The sequence below is a fragment of the Acinetobacter sp. 226 genome, from assembly GCF_048147925.1.
Classification (GTDB): domain Bacteria; phylum Pseudomonadota; class Gammaproteobacteria; order Pseudomonadales; family Moraxellaceae; genus Acinetobacter; species Acinetobacter pecorum.
The window spans coordinates 1-19,807 of the sequence record NZ_JAYWYX010000012.1; the positions used below are offsets into that span (position 1 = coordinate 1).

General features: G+C 43.1%; 16 protein-coding genes. 6 read left to right on the forward strand and 10 right to left on the reverse strand.

Annotated features, from left to right (window positions below; genetic code table 11):
* From VXP95_RS07195 to VXP95_RS07205, 3 genes are all read right to left on the reverse strand, one after another.
* Positions 1 to 1,952 (reverse strand): DNA internalization-related competence protein ComEC/Rec2 (locus VXP95_RS07195; RefSeq protein WP_416711763.1); only part of this gene is annotated, 1,952 nt, incomplete at its 3' end.
* Positions 1,953 to 2,035: 83 nt separating this feature from the next.
* A complete protein-coding gene (gene lolD / locus VXP95_RS07200; RefSeq protein WP_064102813.1) occupies positions 2,036 to 2,719 on the reverse strand; it encodes a lipoprotein-releasing ABC transporter ATP-binding protein LolD in 684 nt (227 codons plus the stop codon).
* Positions 2,712 to 3,947, reverse strand: a complete 1,236-nt coding sequence (locus tag VXP95_RS07205) for a lipoprotein-releasing ABC transporter permease subunit (RefSeq protein ID WP_144724614.1) — start codon at positions 3,945 to 3,947, stop codon at positions 2,712 to 2,714. The genes lolD and VXP95_RS07205 overlap by 8 nt, the downstream gene beginning before the upstream one ends.
* A gap of 26 nt (positions 3,948 to 3,973) precedes the next feature.
* Between VXP95_RS07205 and VXP95_RS07210 the strand changes: the two genes are divergently transcribed.
* Positions 3,974 to 4,537 (forward strand): PilZ domain-containing protein, encoded by a 564-nt coding sequence (locus tag VXP95_RS07210; protein ID WP_416680804.1) that lies wholly within the window; start codon positions 3,974 to 3,976, stop codon positions 4,535 to 4,537.
* 18 nt (positions 4,538 to 4,555) lie between these two features.
* Here VXP95_RS07210 and VXP95_RS07215 read toward each other — a convergent pair whose 3' ends face one another.
* Together VXP95_RS07215 and VXP95_RS07220 are read right to left on the reverse strand one after the other, a co-directional pair.
* The gene (locus VXP95_RS07215; protein ID WP_416711764.1) at positions 4,556 to 5,470 is read right to left on the reverse strand and encodes a DMT family transporter; all 915 of its coding nucleotides are present in this window, start codon (positions 5,468 to 5,470) and stop codon (positions 4,556 to 4,558) included.
* A gap of 21 nt (positions 5,471 to 5,491) precedes the next feature.
* Positions 5,492 to 5,977 (reverse strand): YaiI/YqxD family protein, encoded by a 486-nt coding sequence (locus tag VXP95_RS07220; RefSeq protein ID WP_416711791.1) that lies wholly within the window; start codon positions 5,975 to 5,977, stop codon positions 5,492 to 5,494.
* A 248-nt stretch (positions 5,978 to 6,225) separates the two neighbouring features.
* Between VXP95_RS07220 and VXP95_RS07225 the strand changes: the two genes are divergently transcribed.
* Complete coding sequence (locus VXP95_RS07225) at positions 6,226 to 7,158, forward strand: hypothetical protein (protein WP_416711765.1); 933 nt, start codon at positions 6,226 to 6,228, stop codon at positions 7,156 to 7,158.
* A gap of 581 nt (positions 7,159 to 7,739) precedes the next feature.
* Here VXP95_RS07225 and serC read toward each other — a convergent pair.
* Positions 7,740 to 8,819 (reverse strand): 3-phosphoserine/phosphohydroxythreonine transaminase, encoded by a 1,080-nt coding sequence (gene serC / locus VXP95_RS07230; RefSeq protein WP_144724610.1) that lies wholly within the window; start codon positions 8,817 to 8,819, stop codon positions 7,740 to 7,742.
* A gap of 526 nt (positions 8,820 to 9,345) precedes the next feature.
* Between serC and VXP95_RS07235 the strand changes: the two genes are divergently transcribed.
* From VXP95_RS07235 to VXP95_RS07250, 4 genes are read left to right on the forward strand one after another with little or no spacing between them, the layout of a single operon-like run.
* Entirely contained in the window at positions 9,346 to 10,830 is a 1,485-nt protein-coding gene (locus VXP95_RS07235) for a TolC family protein (protein ID WP_416711766.1), read from the forward strand.
* Between the two features lie 9 nt (positions 10,831 to 10,839).
* A complete protein-coding gene (locus VXP95_RS07240) occupies positions 10,840 to 11,970 on the forward strand; it encodes an HlyD family secretion protein (protein WP_416711767.1) in 1,131 nt (376 codons plus the stop codon).
* The gene (locus tag VXP95_RS07245; protein WP_416711768.1) at positions 11,970 to 13,100 is read left to right on the forward strand and encodes an ABC transporter permease; all 1,131 of its coding nucleotides are present in this window, start codon (positions 11,970 to 11,972) and stop codon (positions 13,098 to 13,100) included. The genes VXP95_RS07240 and VXP95_RS07245 overlap by 1 nt, the downstream gene beginning before the upstream one ends.
* Positions 13,097 to 14,194 carry an ABC transporter permease gene (locus VXP95_RS07250; protein ID WP_416711769.1) on the forward strand — a complete coding sequence of 366 codons (1,098 nt, stop codon included), beginning with the start codon at positions 13,097 to 13,099 and terminating at the stop codon, positions 14,192 to 14,194. The genes VXP95_RS07245 and VXP95_RS07250 overlap by 4 nt, the downstream gene beginning before the upstream one ends.
* Before the next feature lie 30 nt (positions 14,195 to 14,224).
* Here the strand turns inward: VXP95_RS07250 and VXP95_RS07255 are convergent, their stop codons facing one another.
* The 4 genes from VXP95_RS07255 to VXP95_RS07270 form a co-directional block, all read right to left on the reverse strand.
* Positions 14,225 to 14,650, reverse strand: a complete 426-nt coding sequence (locus VXP95_RS07255; RefSeq protein WP_416680796.1) for a DUF3887 domain-containing protein — start codon at positions 14,648 to 14,650, stop codon at positions 14,225 to 14,227.
* A 68-nt stretch (positions 14,651 to 14,718) separates the two neighbouring features.
* Entirely contained in the window at positions 14,719 to 17,700 is a 2,982-nt protein-coding gene (gyrA, locus tag VXP95_RS07260) for a DNA gyrase subunit A (protein ID WP_416680795.1), read from the reverse strand.
* 322 nt (positions 17,701 to 18,022) lie between these two features.
* Positions 18,023 to 18,682, reverse strand: a complete 660-nt coding sequence (locus VXP95_RS07265; protein WP_416711770.1) for a hypothetical protein — start codon at positions 18,680 to 18,682, stop codon at positions 18,023 to 18,025.
* A 177-nt stretch (positions 18,683 to 18,859) separates the two neighbouring features.
* On the reverse strand, positions 18,860 to 19,792 hold the full coding sequence (locus VXP95_RS07270) for an FAD-binding protein (RefSeq protein WP_064096284.1): 933 nt from the start codon (positions 19,790 to 19,792) through the stop codon (positions 18,860 to 18,862).
* Between the last annotated feature and the right edge of the window lie 15 nt (positions 19,793 to 19,807).

Consider the following 19,807-nt stretch of genomic DNA (forward strand, 5'->3'; position numbering starts at 1 on the left):
TGGTTGATCGACTCAGTCGATGAGTTATTTCGAGTTTTTTTCGAATCCTGTATGAATAATAAAGTAGTTTGACTATAAGCACCGCTATGATCCTGATCCAGATGAGTCAAAATCAGTTGATCCAGCTCTCTCACTCCTTGCACAGATAAAAATGGCATAATCACTTGCCGGCCAATACTGAATTTTTCCTCATTATAATAACCACCCATGTCGATCATCATGCTGTGTTGTCCGTCACGAATGAAGATGGCCTGTCCCTGTCCAACATCCAGAATAGACAGCTGAAATGCATGCTGATTGAGCTGAGGAATGCATAGCGGTATACAGGCAAGTGCTGTCCAGCTTTTGGGTACTAAGCCCCGCGGTAAAAAGACAATTAACAAACCCAAAATGCATAGAGCAATCATCCAGACATTCATCGCGACTGGAATCAGTTGCGGTGCAAACAACCGATCAAGCAAATTCAGAAATGCTAGCAGCATATGAATAAAAATATCATTGAGCTGAAACAACAGACTTGACAATGGCTCAGAAACGAAAAACAGTAAAGCTGCCAGAATATCTACTGGAACTATCAGCAGGCCAATCCACGGGATGGCCACCAAGTTACTCAGCGGCGTAATCCAGGCCACCTGCTTAAAAAACAGCATCATTAAGGGAAACAGGGCCAGAAAAATTTTCCACTGCGACTCTACTAAAACTTTCATTGCAAAATACAGCCGTTGTAATGCTGTTTGTATTGTTTGATTCGATTGCTGCTGAATGGTTTGATAGATTCGTAGCAACACAAAACAGGCTCCATAAGACAGCCAGAATGCGGCCGACAAAATGCTAAAAGGATCAAAGAGCAACAATAAGGCAGCACTTAAAATCAGCAATTTTAATGGCTGCACACTTTGCCTGAGCAACAGTGTAAAAGTCACAATCACACAAATCAGTAGAGTGCGTAGCGCCGGAATTTCAAAACCGACGAAGGCACAATACAGTAGTACACATAATAAAAAAGGCAGACTCAAAAAATACTGCCTTGGCCATTTCAGGTAAATCTGCGGTGCGTATCTTGAAATCAAATATTGCAACGTGCCACAAACGATAAAGGCAAAGATCAGTACATGCGGTCCGGAAATCGCCAGTAAATGACTCATGCCAAAACGCTGGAATTGCTGTTCCGTCGCTTGATCCAGTAGACTTTCATCACCACTTAATAGAGCCAGTAACAAGCCTTCCTGCTGTACGGGTTGTCTGGCCACAAACTCTCTTAAGGCCAGTCGCTGCTGTTCTACCCATAGCAAAAATCGCTGATTCAAATTTTTCTGCTGACGTAGATACTTAGCATGACCTAGTGCATAGAGTTGTTGCGGTTGCAACTCTTGGATATGTTTAATCCTAAACCCGGCCATGACATTTTGCTGTAATGCCCACTTTTCTGCATCAAAAGTACCTGGTGTGGCATAACTGTGATGCGGACGAATCTGGCCTTGTAATAGATAATAATGTCCTAACTTAAGGGTTCGCTGCTTGGTCTCAGCAGAAATTAAACTAGATGAAGTAGCAGTATCTGAAACTGGCAGAAAACCCATCCACTTAACTGTAGTACCATCAGGATTAAGCACATGCAGGGCTTGCTGGATATTTTGATCACCCAGTTTATTCAGCTCTTTGATATACACCACGATTTCTTTTTCAGAGACCTCATGCTCCCGCTTGGATAAACGTTCAGCCAGTTGCAGATTGGCATAAGCATGGCCTAACAACAGTCCCAAAAGCAGGCCGGATCCAGTGATCAACAGGCTTCGCAGCGGTGTATTCAAGATGAGCTTTAATTTATGGCAACATAGATACCAGAGCAGCGCAACGATCAAAACTGCCGTCCCGCTCAGTTGGACAGACAGGAAATTTTTCCCCATACAGGCAAGGCCTAAAATCCAGCCGATACATAGCCACTGCAACATTGAATCGTATTCTTTATTATTATTTTGCCCAATAATAAAGCCCACCGGAGTGAGCTTCAATCAAATGCGAATATTCTCGTTATTTAGGATGCAACCCATAAACCATCTTGCATGTGCAAAATCCGGTCTGCAGCATGGGCCAGCTGTTCATCATGCGTCACAATCAGCATCGCCATATTAAACTCACGTTGTAATTCAGTCAGCAGTTCAAAAATTTTTGCTGCAGTCTTACGGTCCAGATTACCGGTCGGCTCATCGGCCATCATCAGTTTAGGTTTACCGACTACTGCGCGCGCCAAGGCTACACGCTGACGTTCACCTCCAGATAATTCACCTGGCTTGTGGGTGAGACGATGTGAAAGACCAACACGTTCCAGTAAATATTCAGCCTGCTGTTTGGCTTCCTTGAATTTCATGCTGTCGCGTAACATCAGCGGCATCGCTACATTTTCCAGTGCCGTAAATTCTGGCAAGAGGTGATGAAACTGGTAAACAAAACCCAAATGCTCATTTCGTACATAACCGCGTTCTGCTTCAGACAAGGTATCAAAACGACGGCCATTCACCATGACCTGACCCGACGTCGGGCGATCCAATCCGCCCAGAACATGTAATAAGGTACTTTTCCCCGATCCACTGGAACCGACAATCGAGACAAACTCACCTGCTTTGACCTGTAGTGACAAGCCACGAATCACCTCAACCGTGGCTTTACCATCGGTAAAGGACTTGTGAATATTCTGGGCATCTAAAATCAGATTACTCATAACGCAAAGCCTCTGCCGGTTGAATTTTTGCTGCACGTAAAGCGGGGTAAATCGTTGCGACAAAACTTAAGGCCAGTGATAAACCAACAATCACCAGAACATCCTGCCAGCGCAGATAAGAAGGTAGATAGTTAATAAAATAGGCATCAAACATATTCAGACCGAAAGTATTGTTGAGCCAGCCAATAAAGCTACTGATACTGGTTGCTGCAATAATTCCGAGGATTGCCCCTGCGCAAGTGCCAATCACCCCAATCACGGTACCTTGTACCATAAAGATTTTGGTAATCGTGGCAGGTGAAGCACCCAAAGTCCGTAAAATAGCAATGTCCGATTTCTTATCCGTCACCACCATCACCAGTGAAGACACAATATTAAAGGCCGCTACCAGCACAATCAGGAATAAAAGCAGGCTGACCATGGCCTTTTCCATCTGAATCGCGCTGAACAGATTACCATGGGTATAAGTCCAGTCCGAAGCATAAAAATTCGCCGGTAAATCGCGCACGATTTCCTGAGACACTTGTGGTGCCAGGAAAATATCATCCAGTTTCAGACGCACCCCCTGCGCACCATCCGGCAGACGTAGTAAAGTTGACGCATCATTTAAAGCGATATAACCCATCATCGAGTCAACTTCAGCCCCGATACTGAAAATTCCCACCACTTTAAAACGTTTAAAACGCGGGACCACACCGGCTGGTGAAGGAGTCGCTTCTGGCAGAACCAAGGTAATATTGTCGTTTAAACCGACGCCCATGGCATCAGTCATTTGCTTGCCCAAAACAATACCGAATTCACCTTTTTTCAGGCTGTCAATACTGCCCTCAACCATATGGTTTTGTATAATTGATACTTTTTTCTCATACTCGGGCTCAATCCCGCTGACCATAATGCCGGCAACCTGGCCTTGGGCAGTCAGCATTCCTTGTAACTGGGTAAAAGGTGCAACCCCCTGGACATGTTTATGTCCTTCAATTTGCTTTGCAAGTTCTGGCCAATTTGTTAAAATTTGTGTTGAGGAAACAGTCGCTTGGGGAATCATTCCTAAGACACGATTCTTTAATTCTCGGTCAAAACCATTCATCACAGACAAGACTGTAATGAGAACTGCCACACCGAGTGTGAGGCCGATCATTGAGACCAATGCGATAAAAGAAATGAAGTGGTTACTACGCCGTGCGCGAGTATATTTCAACCCTATATACAGCGAGATTGGTTTGAACATAACCATCTAGTCCGAGGTAATAAATTATGGAAAATGTACAGCATCCAAACGGATTTGCGGAAAGACGCGTCATGTCTCGAATCGATGCTGCCTTACGAATTAATTATCAGATTATTTCCGATGATGTTGCCTTGAATGATCCTTACGATCCTAATTTCGTCTTGCCCCGCTATTTTCTACTACTTGCAGAACTAGATCAATTTGATCATGCGGTTAACTACGAATTAGAACAATTATCTGAAAAAGATCAACAAATTGCTCGAATCTTATCCTTATTTAATCAAAAATTAAACCTTATTACCGGGTCTTTGTATGACGCAATTGTACAAAGCATGTTACCTGTGCCAGAACAGGTGAATTTTTCAGAAACCGGTTTTAGCTTTTTTAATGACCGCCCTATCGCTGAAGGCACCTATCTGCATGTGACTTTAAGCCATCCAGAAAATTTCTTCCATATTGCTGTCACTGCCCAGGTGGTTTACAGTCGTGAAGAAGAAAATGGCAAATATCGGATCGGTGCTTATTTTATTACCATGCATCCGCAAGACCGCGTCAAGCTGGGCGAATGCGTCAAAGCTCACCTCGCTTAAATCATCAGGTCAGTTACTTTAGTCAGTACGATGAGACGATGTAAGGCGAGCATTATAGCTCGCTTTAATTTCTCTGGAAAAATATAGCAACAAACCAGCCAATAAGATGACTATACCAAAGGCCGCTCCACCCGATAATTTCTCGCTATTTAAAATCACGCCGACAACTAATGCCAGCATCGGCGTCAACACGGTGGTCAATGACAAAGTCGTCGCCTTGATTTTCTGTACCAGCTTAAAATAGCAGAACATAGCAATTAAGGAGGCCATGATGACAGCATAACCAAGTCCAATCAGCGACTTAGCCTGCGGAATCTGGGTCGGTGCAAATTGCCAGATAAATGGCAACATGGCACAGGCCATGACTGCTGAAACTGCAATAGAACCGGCAGCTTGCGCCATAGGTTCAAGAGGTGCATTGACTTTTTTCACCCAGAACATCGAAATACAGTAAATAAAAACACTGAGCAACATCAAGCCAATCCCGATCGGCTGAACATGCTGGTCTTTACCACCCACACAGATAATCCCCAGACCTAGCAGCGCAATTGCCATGCCACCCCACTGCGAAGCATACAGCTTGAGCTGAAACACAAAACGTCCAATCAAACCGGTAATAATTGGCGCCAGTCCGAACATCAGGGCAATAATGCCTGAACTCAGATAATCCGTGGCCAGATAGGTGAAAATCTGTGATCCGATAAAACTGCATGCACCAGCCAGATAACTGTGCATGGATAATTTATCTAAGGGAAAACGGGTTTTAAATAGCCACAACAAGGCAAATGCAAAAGGCAAAGCCAGAAAAAAGCGCAGTGCCAAAGCCCAGAGCGGATGCAGGTCTGTCACACTCCAGACAATCGCAAGTGGCGTCGTTGCCCAGATAAAAACCAATAAAAGATAGGTGGCAATCATATTGGTTTGTGTGGGCATGCGAGTCACTCTGAATAAGGTTTAAAGCGCGGAAGTTTTACGTTTTTGTTTTTGAATGGTCTGATCAAGTGCGCTGGAAAATTCGCGTTTATCCCGTTCTGAAATCGGTGGCGGACCGCCAGTCTGCACGCCAGCGCCGCGCAAGCTGTCCATAAAATCACGCAGATGTAAACGCGCTTTGACATTGTCGGTGGTATAAATTTCCCCCCGGGGATGAATCGCAATTCCGCCTTTTTCAATCACTTCTGCAGCCAAGGGAATATCTTGGGTCATGACGATATCGTGCTCTTTCATGCGCAGAATAATTTCTTTATCTGCCGCATCCGCCCCACTCATCACCTGAATTGAATTGATTCTGACCGAAGGTGTGATTCCGACTGGTTGGTTGGCAACAAAAGTGACTTCCAGCTGATAACGGTCCGAAGCACGAATAATCACATCTCGCAGCATACGGGGCAATGCATCGGCATCGACCCAAAGTTTGAATGGCAACACAGGGCTTCCCATTAAGGTATTAATCATGGTTATTCTAGCAAATTGGAAGGGTCAGGTTGATGATTAAATCACTTCATTTTCCTGAGATCTGGTTTGTGTATTTTAAATAAGTATATGATTGGTAAGACTGTTGTAATTCATATGGGAAAAGCTTGAATTCATCAGATGCTTATTTTATTTTAAAATTCATTCAATTGACTTGAAAAATTGCAATGACCCTCGATTAACTACAGATATATCATCCAAGATCAATTGTGCATATGAAAAATCAGAATAGCCCAGAGATCATCACCATTGATGATCAAAATTTCGGTAGTCATGTCGAACACTGGACCTTGCTCACCGACAATCCTGGCACAGATGTACCACAGTGGTTAGGCAAAGCTCTTGATGAACCAATCATGCCGATGGGCCTTTGTACACAAGAATGTGATATGGATACAGAGACCTGGCTGATCCAGGGACCGAGCAAAGCACCCGTACAATTAAGTCAAGTGATTGCCGTTGAAAATAATAAACCTCAAGCCGTAAAAACTGCATTCCCCTGTTTTGATAGCCCTTATCAGGTGAAAGCCACGATTGACCGGATTATTAGTTGTAAATCCAATACTCAAGCTGTATTACGCTTGAATCTGGGTGCTAACAACATTATTTATGCTTTCGATAACCTGTATAGCGTTAATCATCTCTGTTATGAAAAAGATCAGCTCTATGTGGTAAACCTGAATGCCTGGGCCTATGAACTTGAAGCAGTCTCAGATCATGAGCATCTGGTGGTTGATGATCCGGCTTCGATCAAACATCACCGTGCCTTGAATGCTATTCTGGCCGACAATAATGGCATAGCCCCTGATAATTTGCAGGAACAGATTGATGCCTGGCAGCCGCAATCAGAAGAAGATAAAGAACCTGTCACTGTAGATTTTTCTAAAATGGTGGCCTATCTTTATGGCGAAACCCTGGGACAGGAAGATGAAGCCTGGTTCCAGGGCAATATCGTCGGTAAAACTAGCATGCAGTTTATGGATCAGGACTATACCCTGTATGATGTCACCCTGATTCATGATGAAGGCCAGCCTGCAACCCTGATCCGCATTGCAACACGCAACGCAGAGTATAAGAATTTTGAAATTGGCCAGTATATCCGTGGCAACTTATGGATCCAGGCCAGTATCTATAGCAAAGTAACCTGAATTCACTCTATAAGGGAGATACTCATTTAGATGCGTATCTTCTTTTAATCTATTTATATTTTTATTTGTCACTTTAATTTCTGACTATTTTTTATACAGATTTACTCGTTTATCTGTCCGTTATTTAAACTGATTAAAAATCCGGTTATCCACATTTTTAAATTCAAATAACTTATTTTAAATCTTTAAATAACCTTTAAAATTCCGTAAAAATAAGCAATTGATTTATCATCAATATAATTTATTGTCGTGCAAATCTGACATTTTAAAAAAATTGAAACTTTATGACCTTTAATCAAGAATGTACTTTATTTAATCAATTTTTTATGATAAAAATACTCACAACAAATAGTATTAACGATAAATAGATCGGACAATAAATATCTATGAAAATCGTGCAAGAAGAAACATTACAACAGGCCGAGCATCATCTTAGCTCTCGCTACAATATTGATATGATGTCGTGCCTTTTTTTCATGTTGGGGATGATCATCTGCGGATTCATCCTGCATACTTTTATTTTCTAAAGTAATTCAATTCATAAAAAACCCAGCATATGCTGGGTTTTTCCGTTTCATGAATCAACCATTGCGTTTGGCAAAGTCATCCATAAAATTCACCAGTGCCTGTACGCCTTCAAGTGGAACAGCGTTATAAATACTGGCACGCATACCACCTACTGAACGGTGACCGGCAAGATTCAATAAATGCTGTGCTTCGGCTTCTTTCAGGAACTGTTTCTCTAGCTCTGCATTGGCCAAGGTAAATGGCACGTTCATGATCGAACGGTTCGCTTTTGCGATTGGATTAGCGTAGAAATCGCTTTGATCAATATAACCATAAAGTAAGTTAGCTTTTTCAAGGTTCACTTTGTGGATGGCCTCTACACCGCCATTGTCCAGCAACCACTCGAATACCAGCCCCGATAAGTACCATGCATAGGTCGATGGTGTATTCACCATTGAACCGTTTTTCGCCTGATCTGCATATCTTAGGATGCTTGGAATTTCAGGTTTGGCCTGATCAAGTAAATCTTCGCGAATGATCACAAGTGTTAAGCCGGCAGGCCCGATATTCTTTTGTGCACCTGCATAAATCACACCAAATTTCGATACGTCCAGTGGTGCAGATAAAATGCTAGATGAATAGTCGCAAACTAGAGGCTTGTCTGTTTCGGGAATAGATGCGAATTGCAAACCGCCAATGGTTTCATTATCCGCATAGTGCACATAGGCAGCATCTGCAGACAGGTTCCATTCACTTTGTGCGCTGATAGCATGTTTGCCCTCAATTTTAATACCGGCTTTTACAACATTGATATCGCCATAACGTTGCGCTTCTTTCAAGGCTTTTTCAGACCAGATACCAGTATCGATATAGTCTGCCTTGTTATTTTTGCCGAGCAAGTTTAATGGAATTGCCGAGAATTGTAGTGATGCACCACCCTGCAAGAACAATACTTTGTAGTTCTCAGGAATATTCATGAGTTTACGTAGGTCTGCTTCCGCTTTTTCAGCAACAGCAACATAGTCTGCACTACGGTGGCTCATTTCCATGATCGAAAGACCTTTGCCATGCCAGTCGAGCATTTCAGCTTGAGCTTTTTCAAGTACGGCAGTCGGTAATGCAGCAGGACCAGCACAGAAGTTGTACGCGCGCATGATTTTTCCTTTCAGAGTGAAACACAATCAAATGATGGCATTTAACCATATCTGGCAGGGTCTTGCACAAAATTATTTCAATACAAAACTGTAATTACAGTCAAAAAAACAATGTAGATTCATAAGATAAGTTGACCATTTATAAGAATAATCCTGCTGATGATGCATATTTTAATTAAATGTTTGAGTTTAAAAATAAAACTATTATGATAAAACCACAATAATTAGAAAATCATGAGTGAGATAAAAATGGATCATTTCGTTCATCGTTTCAGATTGGCTATTGCGCATGTTAAACCTGTAACTCAGCAAAACTGGCCAAATAGTCGTAATGAGCGTTTTATATCAATCATAGTAATTTTAAAAAGTTTAGCAACACATTAATTCAGGTCCTACTAACCTGCACTTTTCCTAGACAACTGTAAAATAAACAATATTACAACCATACCACTGACTGAGCTATAAGGCACTGATTTATAATGTCAGTAAATAAATTTCACTTTATTCAAATTGGCAACTTGCTTTCATGAATACGATAAACGATATAAGCAGATTATTTTTGGGGTGCGGATTATTTTCAGGACTGTTGTGTACGAGTCTGAATTTATATGCCCAAGCCTTGAGTTTTCAAGAAGCCGAAAAACAATTATTACAGTCTTCTTATAGTAGTCAGGCCTATCAAAGTCTGGAACAGGCCTCGCAACTTGAAGCTGAAGCCAGCAAAGGTTTGGGATTGCCTCGTGTCGATCTCAATGTTCGTGCCTATGCTTTCCACAGTGAAGTAGATATTCCCCTGAAGCAGTTTAAAAACAATCTGGAAAATGTACTGTCCCAAGGTGTCACGGGGCAGATCAACCAGTGGGAAGATAATCTTGGGAACGTACTTCCTCCTGACATTACCGGCCCTCTTCAGGAAGGAGTCAACAATGCTATTCATAGCGGCGTCGGCCTGATTCCGGACACCTCCAATGTAGTCCTTGAAGATCAGGTCATTCGCCCTACAGTGTCAGTCATCATGCCTATTTATACAGGAGGCCTGACTGCCAATACCAAGGAAGTTGCCAACATTCAGGCGAACCGTAGTGCGCTAAACAACAAAGAACAGCAAGATATACAGCGTTTTGAACTCATTCAGAGTTATTTTAATGTTCAACTTCAAAAACAGCTTCATGCAGCGGCTGTATTCAACCTGAATGCCATGCAGCAGCATTATCAGAATGCCTTAAAAATGCAACAGCAGGGCTTTATCAGCAAAGGCCAGCGCATGCAGTTTGAAGTGGCACGCAATGATGCCGAACGTGCCCAGCAAAATACTCAGGCCAATCTAAATGCGAGTCTATTTCAGCTGAATAACCTGCTTCAGCAAAGCAACCTGACTGAACTGACCACTCCTTTATTTGTGAATAAGACCGAATCTGAGGACTTAAATCATTTGCTGAAGACTTTCAGCCAAAACTCGCCATTAATTCAAAAAATGCAGTTAGATACTCAATTGGCACAAACCAATGTAAAAATTCAGGAAGCGGCAAAAAAACCGAGTGTCTTTGCTTTTGGAGAATACAGTCTGGATCGTAAGGAAAACTGGATTGTAGGTGTGGCTGCCCGTTATAACCTGTTTTCCGGGATTGATAAAAACAAAAACATTCAGGCAGCTGAACTTAAACGTTATGCTGCTGAACTGCTCACTGCACGTACTCAGCAAGAAATTGAAAACCTGATTTACAAATCCTATAGCGAAGCAGTGAGTGCGCAGCAGAGCGATACGCTTTTGGCACAAAATATGAAGGCGGCCCAGGAAAATCTACGTATCCAGCAATTATCCTTTAAAGAAGATATGGGTACGGCGACACAGGTCATTGATGCACAGAATATATTGAGTGGATTAAAAGCAGAAACTGCCTTGAATGCCTATAAATATGTCATGTCCCTCGCCACCCTGTTACAAAGTTATGGCTCGATTAACGAGTTTTCTAACTATATTCAACATACCAATACCCACTATATTCGCTAGGAGACGGACATGAACGAAGATCAAAAACCAGATGATCCTGTGAATGGCTCAGTCTCCTCAAACAATAAAAGTAGCCCCTCCACCTCACAGCTTGAATCCGAATCGCCAAAAGAAAAAAATGCTGCAACTTCTGCAGAGCATGAACCATCCTCTGGACTTTCTAAACCCATAAAATATCTGTTACTGGCGGCAATACCTGTTTTACTGGCCATCATTGCCTTTGGTCTATGGAAAAGCTATCACCCGACGACACTTGAATTACAGGGACAGGTAGAAGCGGAAACGATACAGGTCGCCACCAAGGTACCTAGCCGGATTGAAGAAATCTATGTAAAGGAAGGCCAGCATGTCAAGAAAGGTCAGATTCTTGTCCGCTTATATAGTCCGGAAGTGGAAACCAAAAAACAGCAGGCTACTGCTGCCCTGCAATCTGCCTTGGCCTTACAGTCGACTGTTGATCGGGGTTCTCAAGAGGAGAATATCGCCAGCCTGTATGCCAACTGGCAAGCGTTGAAAGCCCAACAGAATTTAGCCAGAGTCTCCTTTCAACGTGGTGAGAATCTGTTTAAAGAAGGCGTCATTTCCCGTCAACGTCGTGATGAACTTTATGCTGCCAGTCAGTCTGCTGCCCAAATGACCGAAGCAGCCTATCAACAGTATCTACGCGCTAACCGGGGCAGCACTCCGCAACAGAAAACCTCTGCGGATGCACAGGTTGAAATTGCTCGGGCTGCACTGGAAGAAGCCAATTCACTGGTCGCAGAAACAAAACTGCTTGCTCCAATCGATGGCACGGTCTCTAAAACCTATGGCGAAGTGTCAGAACTGGTAGCAACTGCGGTCCCTGTGGTGAGCCTGATTAAAGATGATATGCGTGTGAGTCTGAATATTCGCGAAGACCAGTATGCGCCATTCCAGCACATGACCACAATTGAAGGTTATATTCCAGCCTTGGATAAGAAATCTGAATTCCGAATCCAGAATATCAGTGCTGAAGGTGAATTTGCGACCATTAAAACGACACGTCAGACTGGTGGGTATGATATCAGAAGCTTTAAAGTCCATCTTGTGCCTGTACCTGCCATACCCGGACTTAAAGTTGGCATGAGCGTCCTGTTTAAATTAAAAGAGGGTTCCTGATGTGGAGGGGGATAGGGCGCGAACTGCGCTATCTGCTCCGGGAAAAATGGGATCTCTGTCTGGTCACGCTTGCACCCGCCTTCGTCATTATTATATTCAGTAGCATGTTTCTTCAGGGTAAACCAGAGCATTTACCTATTGCGATTATTGATCAGGACCGAAGTGCACTCAGCCAGAATATTGATACCTATATTTCACTCAATCAGACACTTAAAGTAGACCTTGTCACTGGACAAACTGAAGAAGCTGAACTTCTGCTAAATAAAAATAAAATTTGGGGCTATATTCATATTCCGCAGGGTGCCGAGCAACGTCTGGTTCGTGCTCAGGATGCGGGCATCAGTATTGTTTATAATCAGAGTTATTTTAGTATTGGTAATACTATTTCATCTGCCATGCTGATCAGCACCATTGAAGCCATAGCTGATTTTTTAGGAAAGCATTATCTGGAAAACCGGCTGCCTTATCTCGACTTCCCCATCCCCCAGATCAAACTATCCCCGCTGTATAATCCAGATCTTGACTATGAATTTTATTTAGAACCTTTTGTCATTCCGGCAGTTCTACATTTACTGCTCTGTTGTTGCGTTGCATTTTCAGTGGGTCAGGAACTCAAACGGCGAACCTTACAAGACTGGATTAGCCATCAGTCACTCTGGATGGCTTTACTATCGAAAAATCTGGTTTATGTAGCTATTTTTAGCATATGGACCTGGATATGGATGTTCTGGCTGATTCAGATCCGCGGCTGGTTTATAGCTGGTTCTCTTGGTCTGATTTTATTGGCGCAGTTGCTGTTTTATAGTGCCTATGCGTTCTTGAGTAGTGTTATCGTACTAGTGACCAAGGATTTAACCAAATCGTTCGGTTTAATTGCAGTATATGGTGGCTCATCTTTAAGTTTTGCAGGGGTAACGCTTCCCTTAAATAATGCACCCTTGTTTACCCATTTCTGGGCTCATATTATTCCCTATACTTCCTATGCCAGGTTACAGACCGAACAGTGGGTGATGGGTAGTCCCGTTAATATTTCACTACAGCCCTTATTTATCCTGCTCATGTTTGTCGTGATCTTTGCCCTGCTAGCCTATCTTTTTTTAAAAAGAGTTGCTAAAGGAATAGTCCAATGAAATCCTGCTGGTCTTATTATCTGCGCAGCTTTAAAGATATTGTTTCGCACGAAAGTATTCTTACCACCCTGATTCTTTCTGTACTGTTTTACAGTTTTTTTTATCCTACTGCATATAAGGCTCAGACAGCAGAATCCTTGCCCATTATTATTGTCGACGAAGAACAAAGCAATTTAAGCACGCGGATCATCCAAAAAGTGCAGGAAAGCCCAAATGTCAACGTTAAAGCGATTACAGGCAATTTCGCGGAAGCCAAGCAATGGGTCGAATCTGAACAGGCAGACGGCATTTTACTGCTGCCGGGCAATTTATCTGAAGCTGTGATCCACGGTGAATCTGGAGGAATTGGCCTATATTTAAATGCTGCAAACTTTTTGGCGACCAAACAGATTGGTCTGGGCCTGGCTGCTTCAGTTGAGCAAACCCTATCCGACTACATTGCACAATTTGAACATATATCGGAATTTTCTCCTGCACTCTCCGTACATCAGATTCCCCTGTTTAATACTTTGTCTGGTTATGGCAGTTATGTATTTCCTGCAGTTGCCCCCTTAATTATTCATCAAACTATTTTATTAGGTTTGAGCATGCTGATTTTGATGTACCGGGAAAGAAAAGTAGAGTTAAACCGCAATGCTTTTATCGGGATCTGTCTGGCAATCTTTACGATCGGTTGTCTGGGCTGTCTTTATTTATTCGGTTTTACGTTCTGGTTATTTGATTATCCGCGTGGCGGTAATTTTATAGGCATGCTCATTGCCGTTCCAGTATTTATCTACTGTATTATTGGTATGACCTGGTTGCTCGCCAGCTTTCTGGATATGCCAGAACGGGCAGGCCATGTGATTGTATTTACTTCAATTCCTCTGTTCTTACTCTCGGGTATCGCATGGCCCCACTCTTCTATGCCAGTCTGGATGCAAATCCTGGCCGAAATCCTGCCCTCTACCCAAATTGTGCAGATGTTCATTCAGCTTAACCAGATGGGGGTTCCTACCGCACTAGTGGTACCCAAACTAATTTATCTTGGAGTATTCGGTAGCTTGTGTTTCTTGCTGGGCTATCAACGCCTGATTCAGCTTCCTAAAAACTGACCGGCATCACCATTAAGGCCTGTTCAGATTTTAAGGATTGGATTCGCCAAACACTTGAATATTAAAATTACGGATCTTGGCACTGCCATTCGGCTTGTCAAAACTCACATCATACTGAACCAGATTATTCGGATAAGCAATTTCATAGCTGACCTTATACTGGCTCGGCTGATTGGTTGCTTCTTCAATCTGCTTGGTCATTAAGGTTTTAGACTTGTATTCACCTTGAGGAATTGAACGTGAAAAGCGTTTCATCAACTTTTCATTGTCCTTAAAATAAGCCTGTAATTGTGGTTCGAGTTGATCCAGAAACTCATCATACTTCCCGTCACGCAAATCCTCATAAGCCAGCTGTGCCGCCTTTTCCTGCTCAGGACTCGGATTTGGAATATTCTCCATTGAATTACAGCCAGTCAATGCAAGCACTGCTGCTAATGACATTAATTTGGTTTTCATCGCTTACCTCTATCTCGTCAAGGTTTATAAAAAAGGACGCCGAAGCGCCCTTTTTATCAGTAGGAAAATTATTCTTCTACTGAATTTTCACCGTCTTTTTCAAGCTGTTCAGCTTCAGTCACTAAATTTGTTTCTGCCACTAAAGCGTCTTCACCTTCAATCGCTTCAACAAACTCGTCTTCTTCCACAGCTTCAATAGAAACTACACCCACCAGCAATTCGTCATTACCTAAACGGATCAGACGAACACCTTGTGCATTACGACCTGTTTGCGCAACCTCTGATGCACGTGTACGAACCAGCGTACCGCCATTAGAGATCAGCATCAATTCTTTAGTCGCATCAATTGCCACTGCACCGACTAACTGACCATTACGCTCAGAAGTTTTTAGTGCAATAACACCTTTACCGCCACGTTTTTTGGTTGGGAAGTCATCTACTGGGGTACGTTTACCATAACCATGTTCAGAAGCACACAGCACTTCACCTGTTTCAGGCACAACTACCAGTGACACAATACGGCTGACAATTGCTGAATCTGAACCATCTTCATCATCAGAATCAACGTCATTATCGTCCTGATCTTCAAGCTGCGCTGCTGCACCAATGGTCACACGCATACCACGTACACCTTTGGCCGAACGACCCATTGAACGCACGTCAGTTTCTGCGAAGCGAATGGCTTTACCTTCGTTTGAGAACAACATGATTTGCTGTTCGCCGTCAGTAATCGCCACACCAATCAGGGTGTCATCACCATTAAGTTCAATCGCACGTAAACCGTTTGAACGAACATTCGAGAACTGTTCAAGCTCTACACGTTTAATCGTACCGTATTCGGTTGCCATAAACACATAGAAATTCTTACGTACAGCTTCCACCTGCTGTACAAACTCATTGATGATGTCATCATCAAGATCAGTTGTTGAAAGTGCTTGTCCTAACTCTTTCAGCTGCGCACGAAGTGCATCAGAAATATCATCTGCGCCATCTTCAGATTCAGCCAATGCAGCTTCAAGTGCAGCAAAATGACTATTGATCACTTCATTACTTTGCAATTGTGCTGCATTTGCTTTTACAAATGCCTTGAAGTCCGCCAGACGTTCTTTAAATTTCTTCGGTGCATCAATCACAGGCAAGATGGCTGTAATCGTCTCGTTTTCGTCTAGTGGCAACAAGTTCACCATTGGACGGCCTTTGGCACCACGTGAGGCTTGTGGCACTTCGTAGACTTTCAGACGGTAAACCTTACCGACATTGGTGAAGCAAAGCACGGTTGCATGATTCGAAGTGACCACCATATGCTGGATGTAATCATCTTCTTTCATGCTGGTTGCAGACTTGCCACGGCCACCACGACGCTGTGCAGCGTAGTCAGACAATGGTTGAGTTTTTGCATAACCTGTTTTTGAAACCGTCAGCACCATTTGCTCTTCAGGAATCAGATCTTCACGAGAGAAATCGATACGTGACTCGACAATTGACGTTTTACGAGCATCGCCATACTGCTGCAGAATCAAGGCTAGCTCTTCACGAATCACGTTCATCAATAAGTTAAAGTCATTCAAGATAGCCGTGTATTCAGCAATCTGCGCAAGAATTTCAGAATATTCAGCTTGAAGTTTATCTTGCTCAAGGCCAGTCAAGCGATGTAGACGCAGTTCCATAATCGCGTTAACTTGCGTCGGTGATAAGCGATATACATCGCCATCAATACCGAATGGACGGCTAGGATCTTCGCCTTCAATTTCGTCAGGACGTACAGAAACAGCACCGGCTTTTTCAAGTAAAGCTGCTACACCACCTGCTGCCCACTCGCCCGCTTGTAAACGCTCACGCGCCTCAGCCGGGTTTGCAGATGTTTTGATGGTTTCAATAATCTGATCGATATTGGCAAGTGCAACTGTCAAACCTTCCAAGATATGACCACGTTCACGCGCTTTGCGTAATTCGAACATGGTACGGCGGGTGACCACTTCCTGACGGTGACGGATAAATGCCGCAATGATGTCTTTCAGGTTCATCAACTTCGGCTGGCCATTGTCCAGACAGACCATGTTGATGCTGAAAGAGTTTTCAAGTTGCGTGTTCTGGAACAGGTTGTTCACGATCACTTCTGCGTTTTCACCGCGCTTCAGGTCAATCGCGATACGCATACCGTCTTTGTCAGACTCATCACGAAGCTCTGAAATGCCTTCGAGCTTTTTCTCTTTGACCAGTTCAGCAATGCGCTCAATAGTTTTTGCTTTATTGACCTGATACGGAATTTCAGTGAAGACAATCGTGGTGCGGCCATTCTTCGGATCTTCTTCGAAATGGTACTTCCCACGGATATGCAAACGGCCCTTACCGGTACGGTAAGCATCGACGATACCTGATTTACCGTAAATGATGCCGCCTGTCGGAAAATCCGGACCAGAAATATGTTCCATCAACCCTTCAATACTGATCTGGGGATCATTGGCATAGGCCAGACATGCATTCACCACTTCAGTCATGTTATGCGGCGCCATATTGGTCGCCATACCGACTGCAATACCGGTCACACCGTTAATCAACAAGTTCGGAACACGGGTTGGCATGACCTGAGGAATACGCTCAGAGCCATCGTAGTTGTCTTCCCACTCGACGGTATCTTTTTCAAGATCCGCTAACAGTTCGTGGGTCAGTTTACGCATACGCACTTCGGTATAACGCATCGCTGCTGCGCTATCGCCATCGACTGAGCCAAAGTTACCCTGGCCATCTACCAACTGGTAACGCAAGCTGAAATCTTGCGCCATTCGTACAATCGTTTCATATACGGCAGAGTCACCATGCGGGTGATATTTACCGATGACGTCACCGACTACACGTGCAGACTTTTTATAAGCTTTGTTATAGTCATTGCCTAATTCGTGCATTGCGAAAAGCACACGACGATGAACAGGTTTCAAACCATCTCGTACATCGGGCAATGCACGTGACACAATCACGCTCATCGCATAATCGAGATATGAGCTTTTAAGTTCATCCTCAATGGCAATCGGTCTAATTTCCGATACGCTCATGCATACTCCTTATTCTACAAGCCAATTTTGGCTTGTATTTATATGTCGTAAAACTAGCAAAATCATTAACTCAAACGACTGAGTTAAAAACTAAAATACAGCCCTAAATTATAGCATACACACTTGTATTTTTGTGTCGAAATATTCGGCTTAACCTTGTTAATTATCTTCATTTTAGTGATCATTTTCTTATTATTTAAAAAGCAAAAATCAGTCAGTCCGATCCACTTCTTTTTAATCTTTAAATTGTGCAAAAATAGAATAATACAAAAAAAGATACGCCAATTTACTGGCGTATCTTTAGCGTTTTTTTATATGTTTTTTAGTGAGGCTGATTCAATACTCTACGGTAGCTTAAAACTGCAACAATCAATAGAATTGGCAACAACATCTCCACCCCTTCCTCGATCGTCATAATCATGACTTGACTATGTTTTAGCAACTCGATTCCAAACTCTTCTTTCAGGGTTGAGGTCGTACGATCCAGCACCTTGCTCAGTCCACCACAGGCAATGGTAAGAAAGATAAAAAAATGTGCAATATTTAAGGAATCTTTCATACTTCGTACGGTTTGTACCAGTTTTTTCGCCAGCACCAGAAAGACAAAAATAATTCCGAGCAACAAAATAAATCCAAGCAGCTTATCCATGAGCGGAATTTCAGCGCTGCGATAGAAATTCGTTTTGATGAAGCTGATGTCGAACAGGCGCTTGTGAAAATCCATTTCCCGTAACCCCAGCAATACTGCCGCTAAAGCTGCAAACACCCGGGTATCAGGCTTGATTTCAACATTCAGCAAACATAGCACTGCCAGCAAGTACCAGAGCCATGGGCTCATAACTTCAAAAGCACCTGATTCACTAAACAAATACTGGGTCACCGGAATCGGTGCATTCAAGGCGGTATGAATACAGATCCCCAGATAAAGCGCGATCAGCAGGAAACTAATGAACAGGATATGTGCGGTTTTAGAAAAGGACATGATGAGAAACAGGAGAAAAATCAAACCGGGATTTTATCACTTTTCATCCAAATGACATACTCTAGTTTCGACTGCCGAGTATTTTTAAAAAATCAATAAAAAACGCCCTTGCACAAAACAGTAAAAGATTACTTTCACTATTCGCACAAAAGCGTTTTTTTGAAGCTAATTCAGAAATTAGATTTTAGAAACCAATTCAGGAATAACAGCATTCAAGTCACCTACTAACCAGTAGTCAGCAACTGCGTTAATTGGTGCTTCTTCATCTTTGTTGATCGCAACGATCACTTTAGACTCTTTCATACCAGCCAAATGCTGAATCGCACCAGAAATACCGACAGCGATGTACAGGTCAGGTGCAACGATTTTACCAGTTTGACCCACTTGCATATCGTTTGGTACGAAGCCGGCATCTACTGCAGCACGTGACGCGCCTTGAGCAGCACCAAGCTTGTCAGCTAGCGGATCAAGGATTTTGTGATAGTTTTCGCCAGAACCTACACCACGACCACCAGAAACGACAATACGTGCAGCTGTCAGTTCAGGACGTTCAGATTTTACGATTTCTTCGTTAATAAACTTAGAAATACCGGCATCACCAGTAGAAGCAATAGCTTCAACCGCAGCAGAACCACCTTCAGCAGCTACAGCATCAAATGCCGTACCACGAACAGTCGCCAATACGATGTTTTCGCCTGATTCTACAGTCGCAATCGCATTACCGGCATAGATTGGGCGTTTAAAAGTCTTAGGACCATCTACCGCAATGATGTCAGTAATCATGCTTACATCAAGAAGCGCAGCAGCACGCGGCAAAATGTTTTTACCAGTCGTGGTAGAAGCAGCAAGGATATGGCTATAATCTTTGCCCAATTCTGCAATCAGTTTTGCTACGTTTTCCGCTAACTGATTTGCATAAGCCGCATCATCAGCAAGCAATACTTTGCTTACGCCTGCAACTTTAGCCGCCTGGTCAGCAACTGCCTGAGCGCCAGAACCAGCCACCAATACAGTGATATCACCACCGATTTTTTGCGCCGCAGCAACAACGTTTAGAGTAGCAGCGTTTAATGCTTTGTTGTCGTGCTCAGCGATAACTAAAATACTCATGATTTTTATCCTTCT

Excerpts from the sequence above, each read along its gene's own strand:
- lolD (WP_064102813.1), bottom strand. The coding sequence starts at position 2,719 with ATGAGTAATCTGATTTTAGATGCCCAGAATATTCACAAGTCCTTTACC.
- VXP95_RS07205 (WP_144724614.1), bottom strand. The coding sequence starts at position 3,947 with ATGTTCAAACCAATCTCGCTGTATATAGGGTTGAAATATACTCGCGCA.
- VXP95_RS07210 (WP_416680804.1), top strand. The coding sequence starts at position 3,974 with ATGGAAAATGTACAGCATCCAAACGGATTTGCGGAAAGACGCGTCATG.
- VXP95_RS07215 (WP_416711764.1), bottom strand. The coding sequence starts at position 5,470 with ATGCCCACACAAACCAATATGATTGCCACCTATCTTTTATTGGTTTTT.
- VXP95_RS07220 (WP_416711791.1), bottom strand. The coding sequence starts at position 5,977 with ATGGGAAGCCCTGTGTTGCCATTCAAACTTTGGGTCGATGCCGATGCA.
- VXP95_RS07225 (WP_416711765.1), top strand. The coding sequence starts at position 6,226 with ATGAAAAATCAGAATAGCCCAGAGATCATCACCATTGATGATCAAAAT.
- serC (WP_144724610.1), bottom strand. The coding sequence starts at position 8,819 with ATGCGCGCGTACAACTTCTGTGCTGGTCCTGCTGCATTACCGACTGCC.
- VXP95_RS07235 (WP_416711766.1), top strand. The coding sequence starts at position 9,346 with ATGAATACGATAAACGATATAAGCAGATTATTTTTGGGGTGCGGATTA.
- VXP95_RS07240 (WP_416711767.1), top strand. The coding sequence starts at position 10,840 with ATGAACGAAGATCAAAAACCAGATGATCCTGTGAATGGCTCAGTCTCC.
- VXP95_RS07245 (WP_416711768.1), top strand. The coding sequence starts at position 11,970 with ATGTGGAGGGGGATAGGGCGCGAACTGCGCTATCTGCTCCGGGAAAAA.
- VXP95_RS07250 (WP_416711769.1), top strand. The coding sequence starts at position 13,097 with ATGAAATCCTGCTGGTCTTATTATCTGCGCAGCTTTAAAGATATTGTT.
- VXP95_RS07255 (WP_416680796.1), bottom strand. The coding sequence starts at position 14,650 with ATGAAAACCAAATTAATGTCATTAGCAGCAGTGCTTGCATTGACTGGC.
- gyrA (WP_416680795.1), bottom strand. The coding sequence starts at position 17,700 with ATGAGCGTATCGGAAATTAGACCGATTGCCATTGAGGATGAACTTAAA.
- VXP95_RS07265 (WP_416711770.1), bottom strand. The coding sequence starts at position 18,682 with ATGTCCTTTTCTAAAACCGCACATATCCTGTTCATTAGTTTCCTGCTG.
- VXP95_RS07270 (WP_064096284.1), bottom strand. The coding sequence starts at position 19,792 with ATGAGTATTTTAGTTATCGCTGAGCACGACAACAAAGCATTAAACGCT.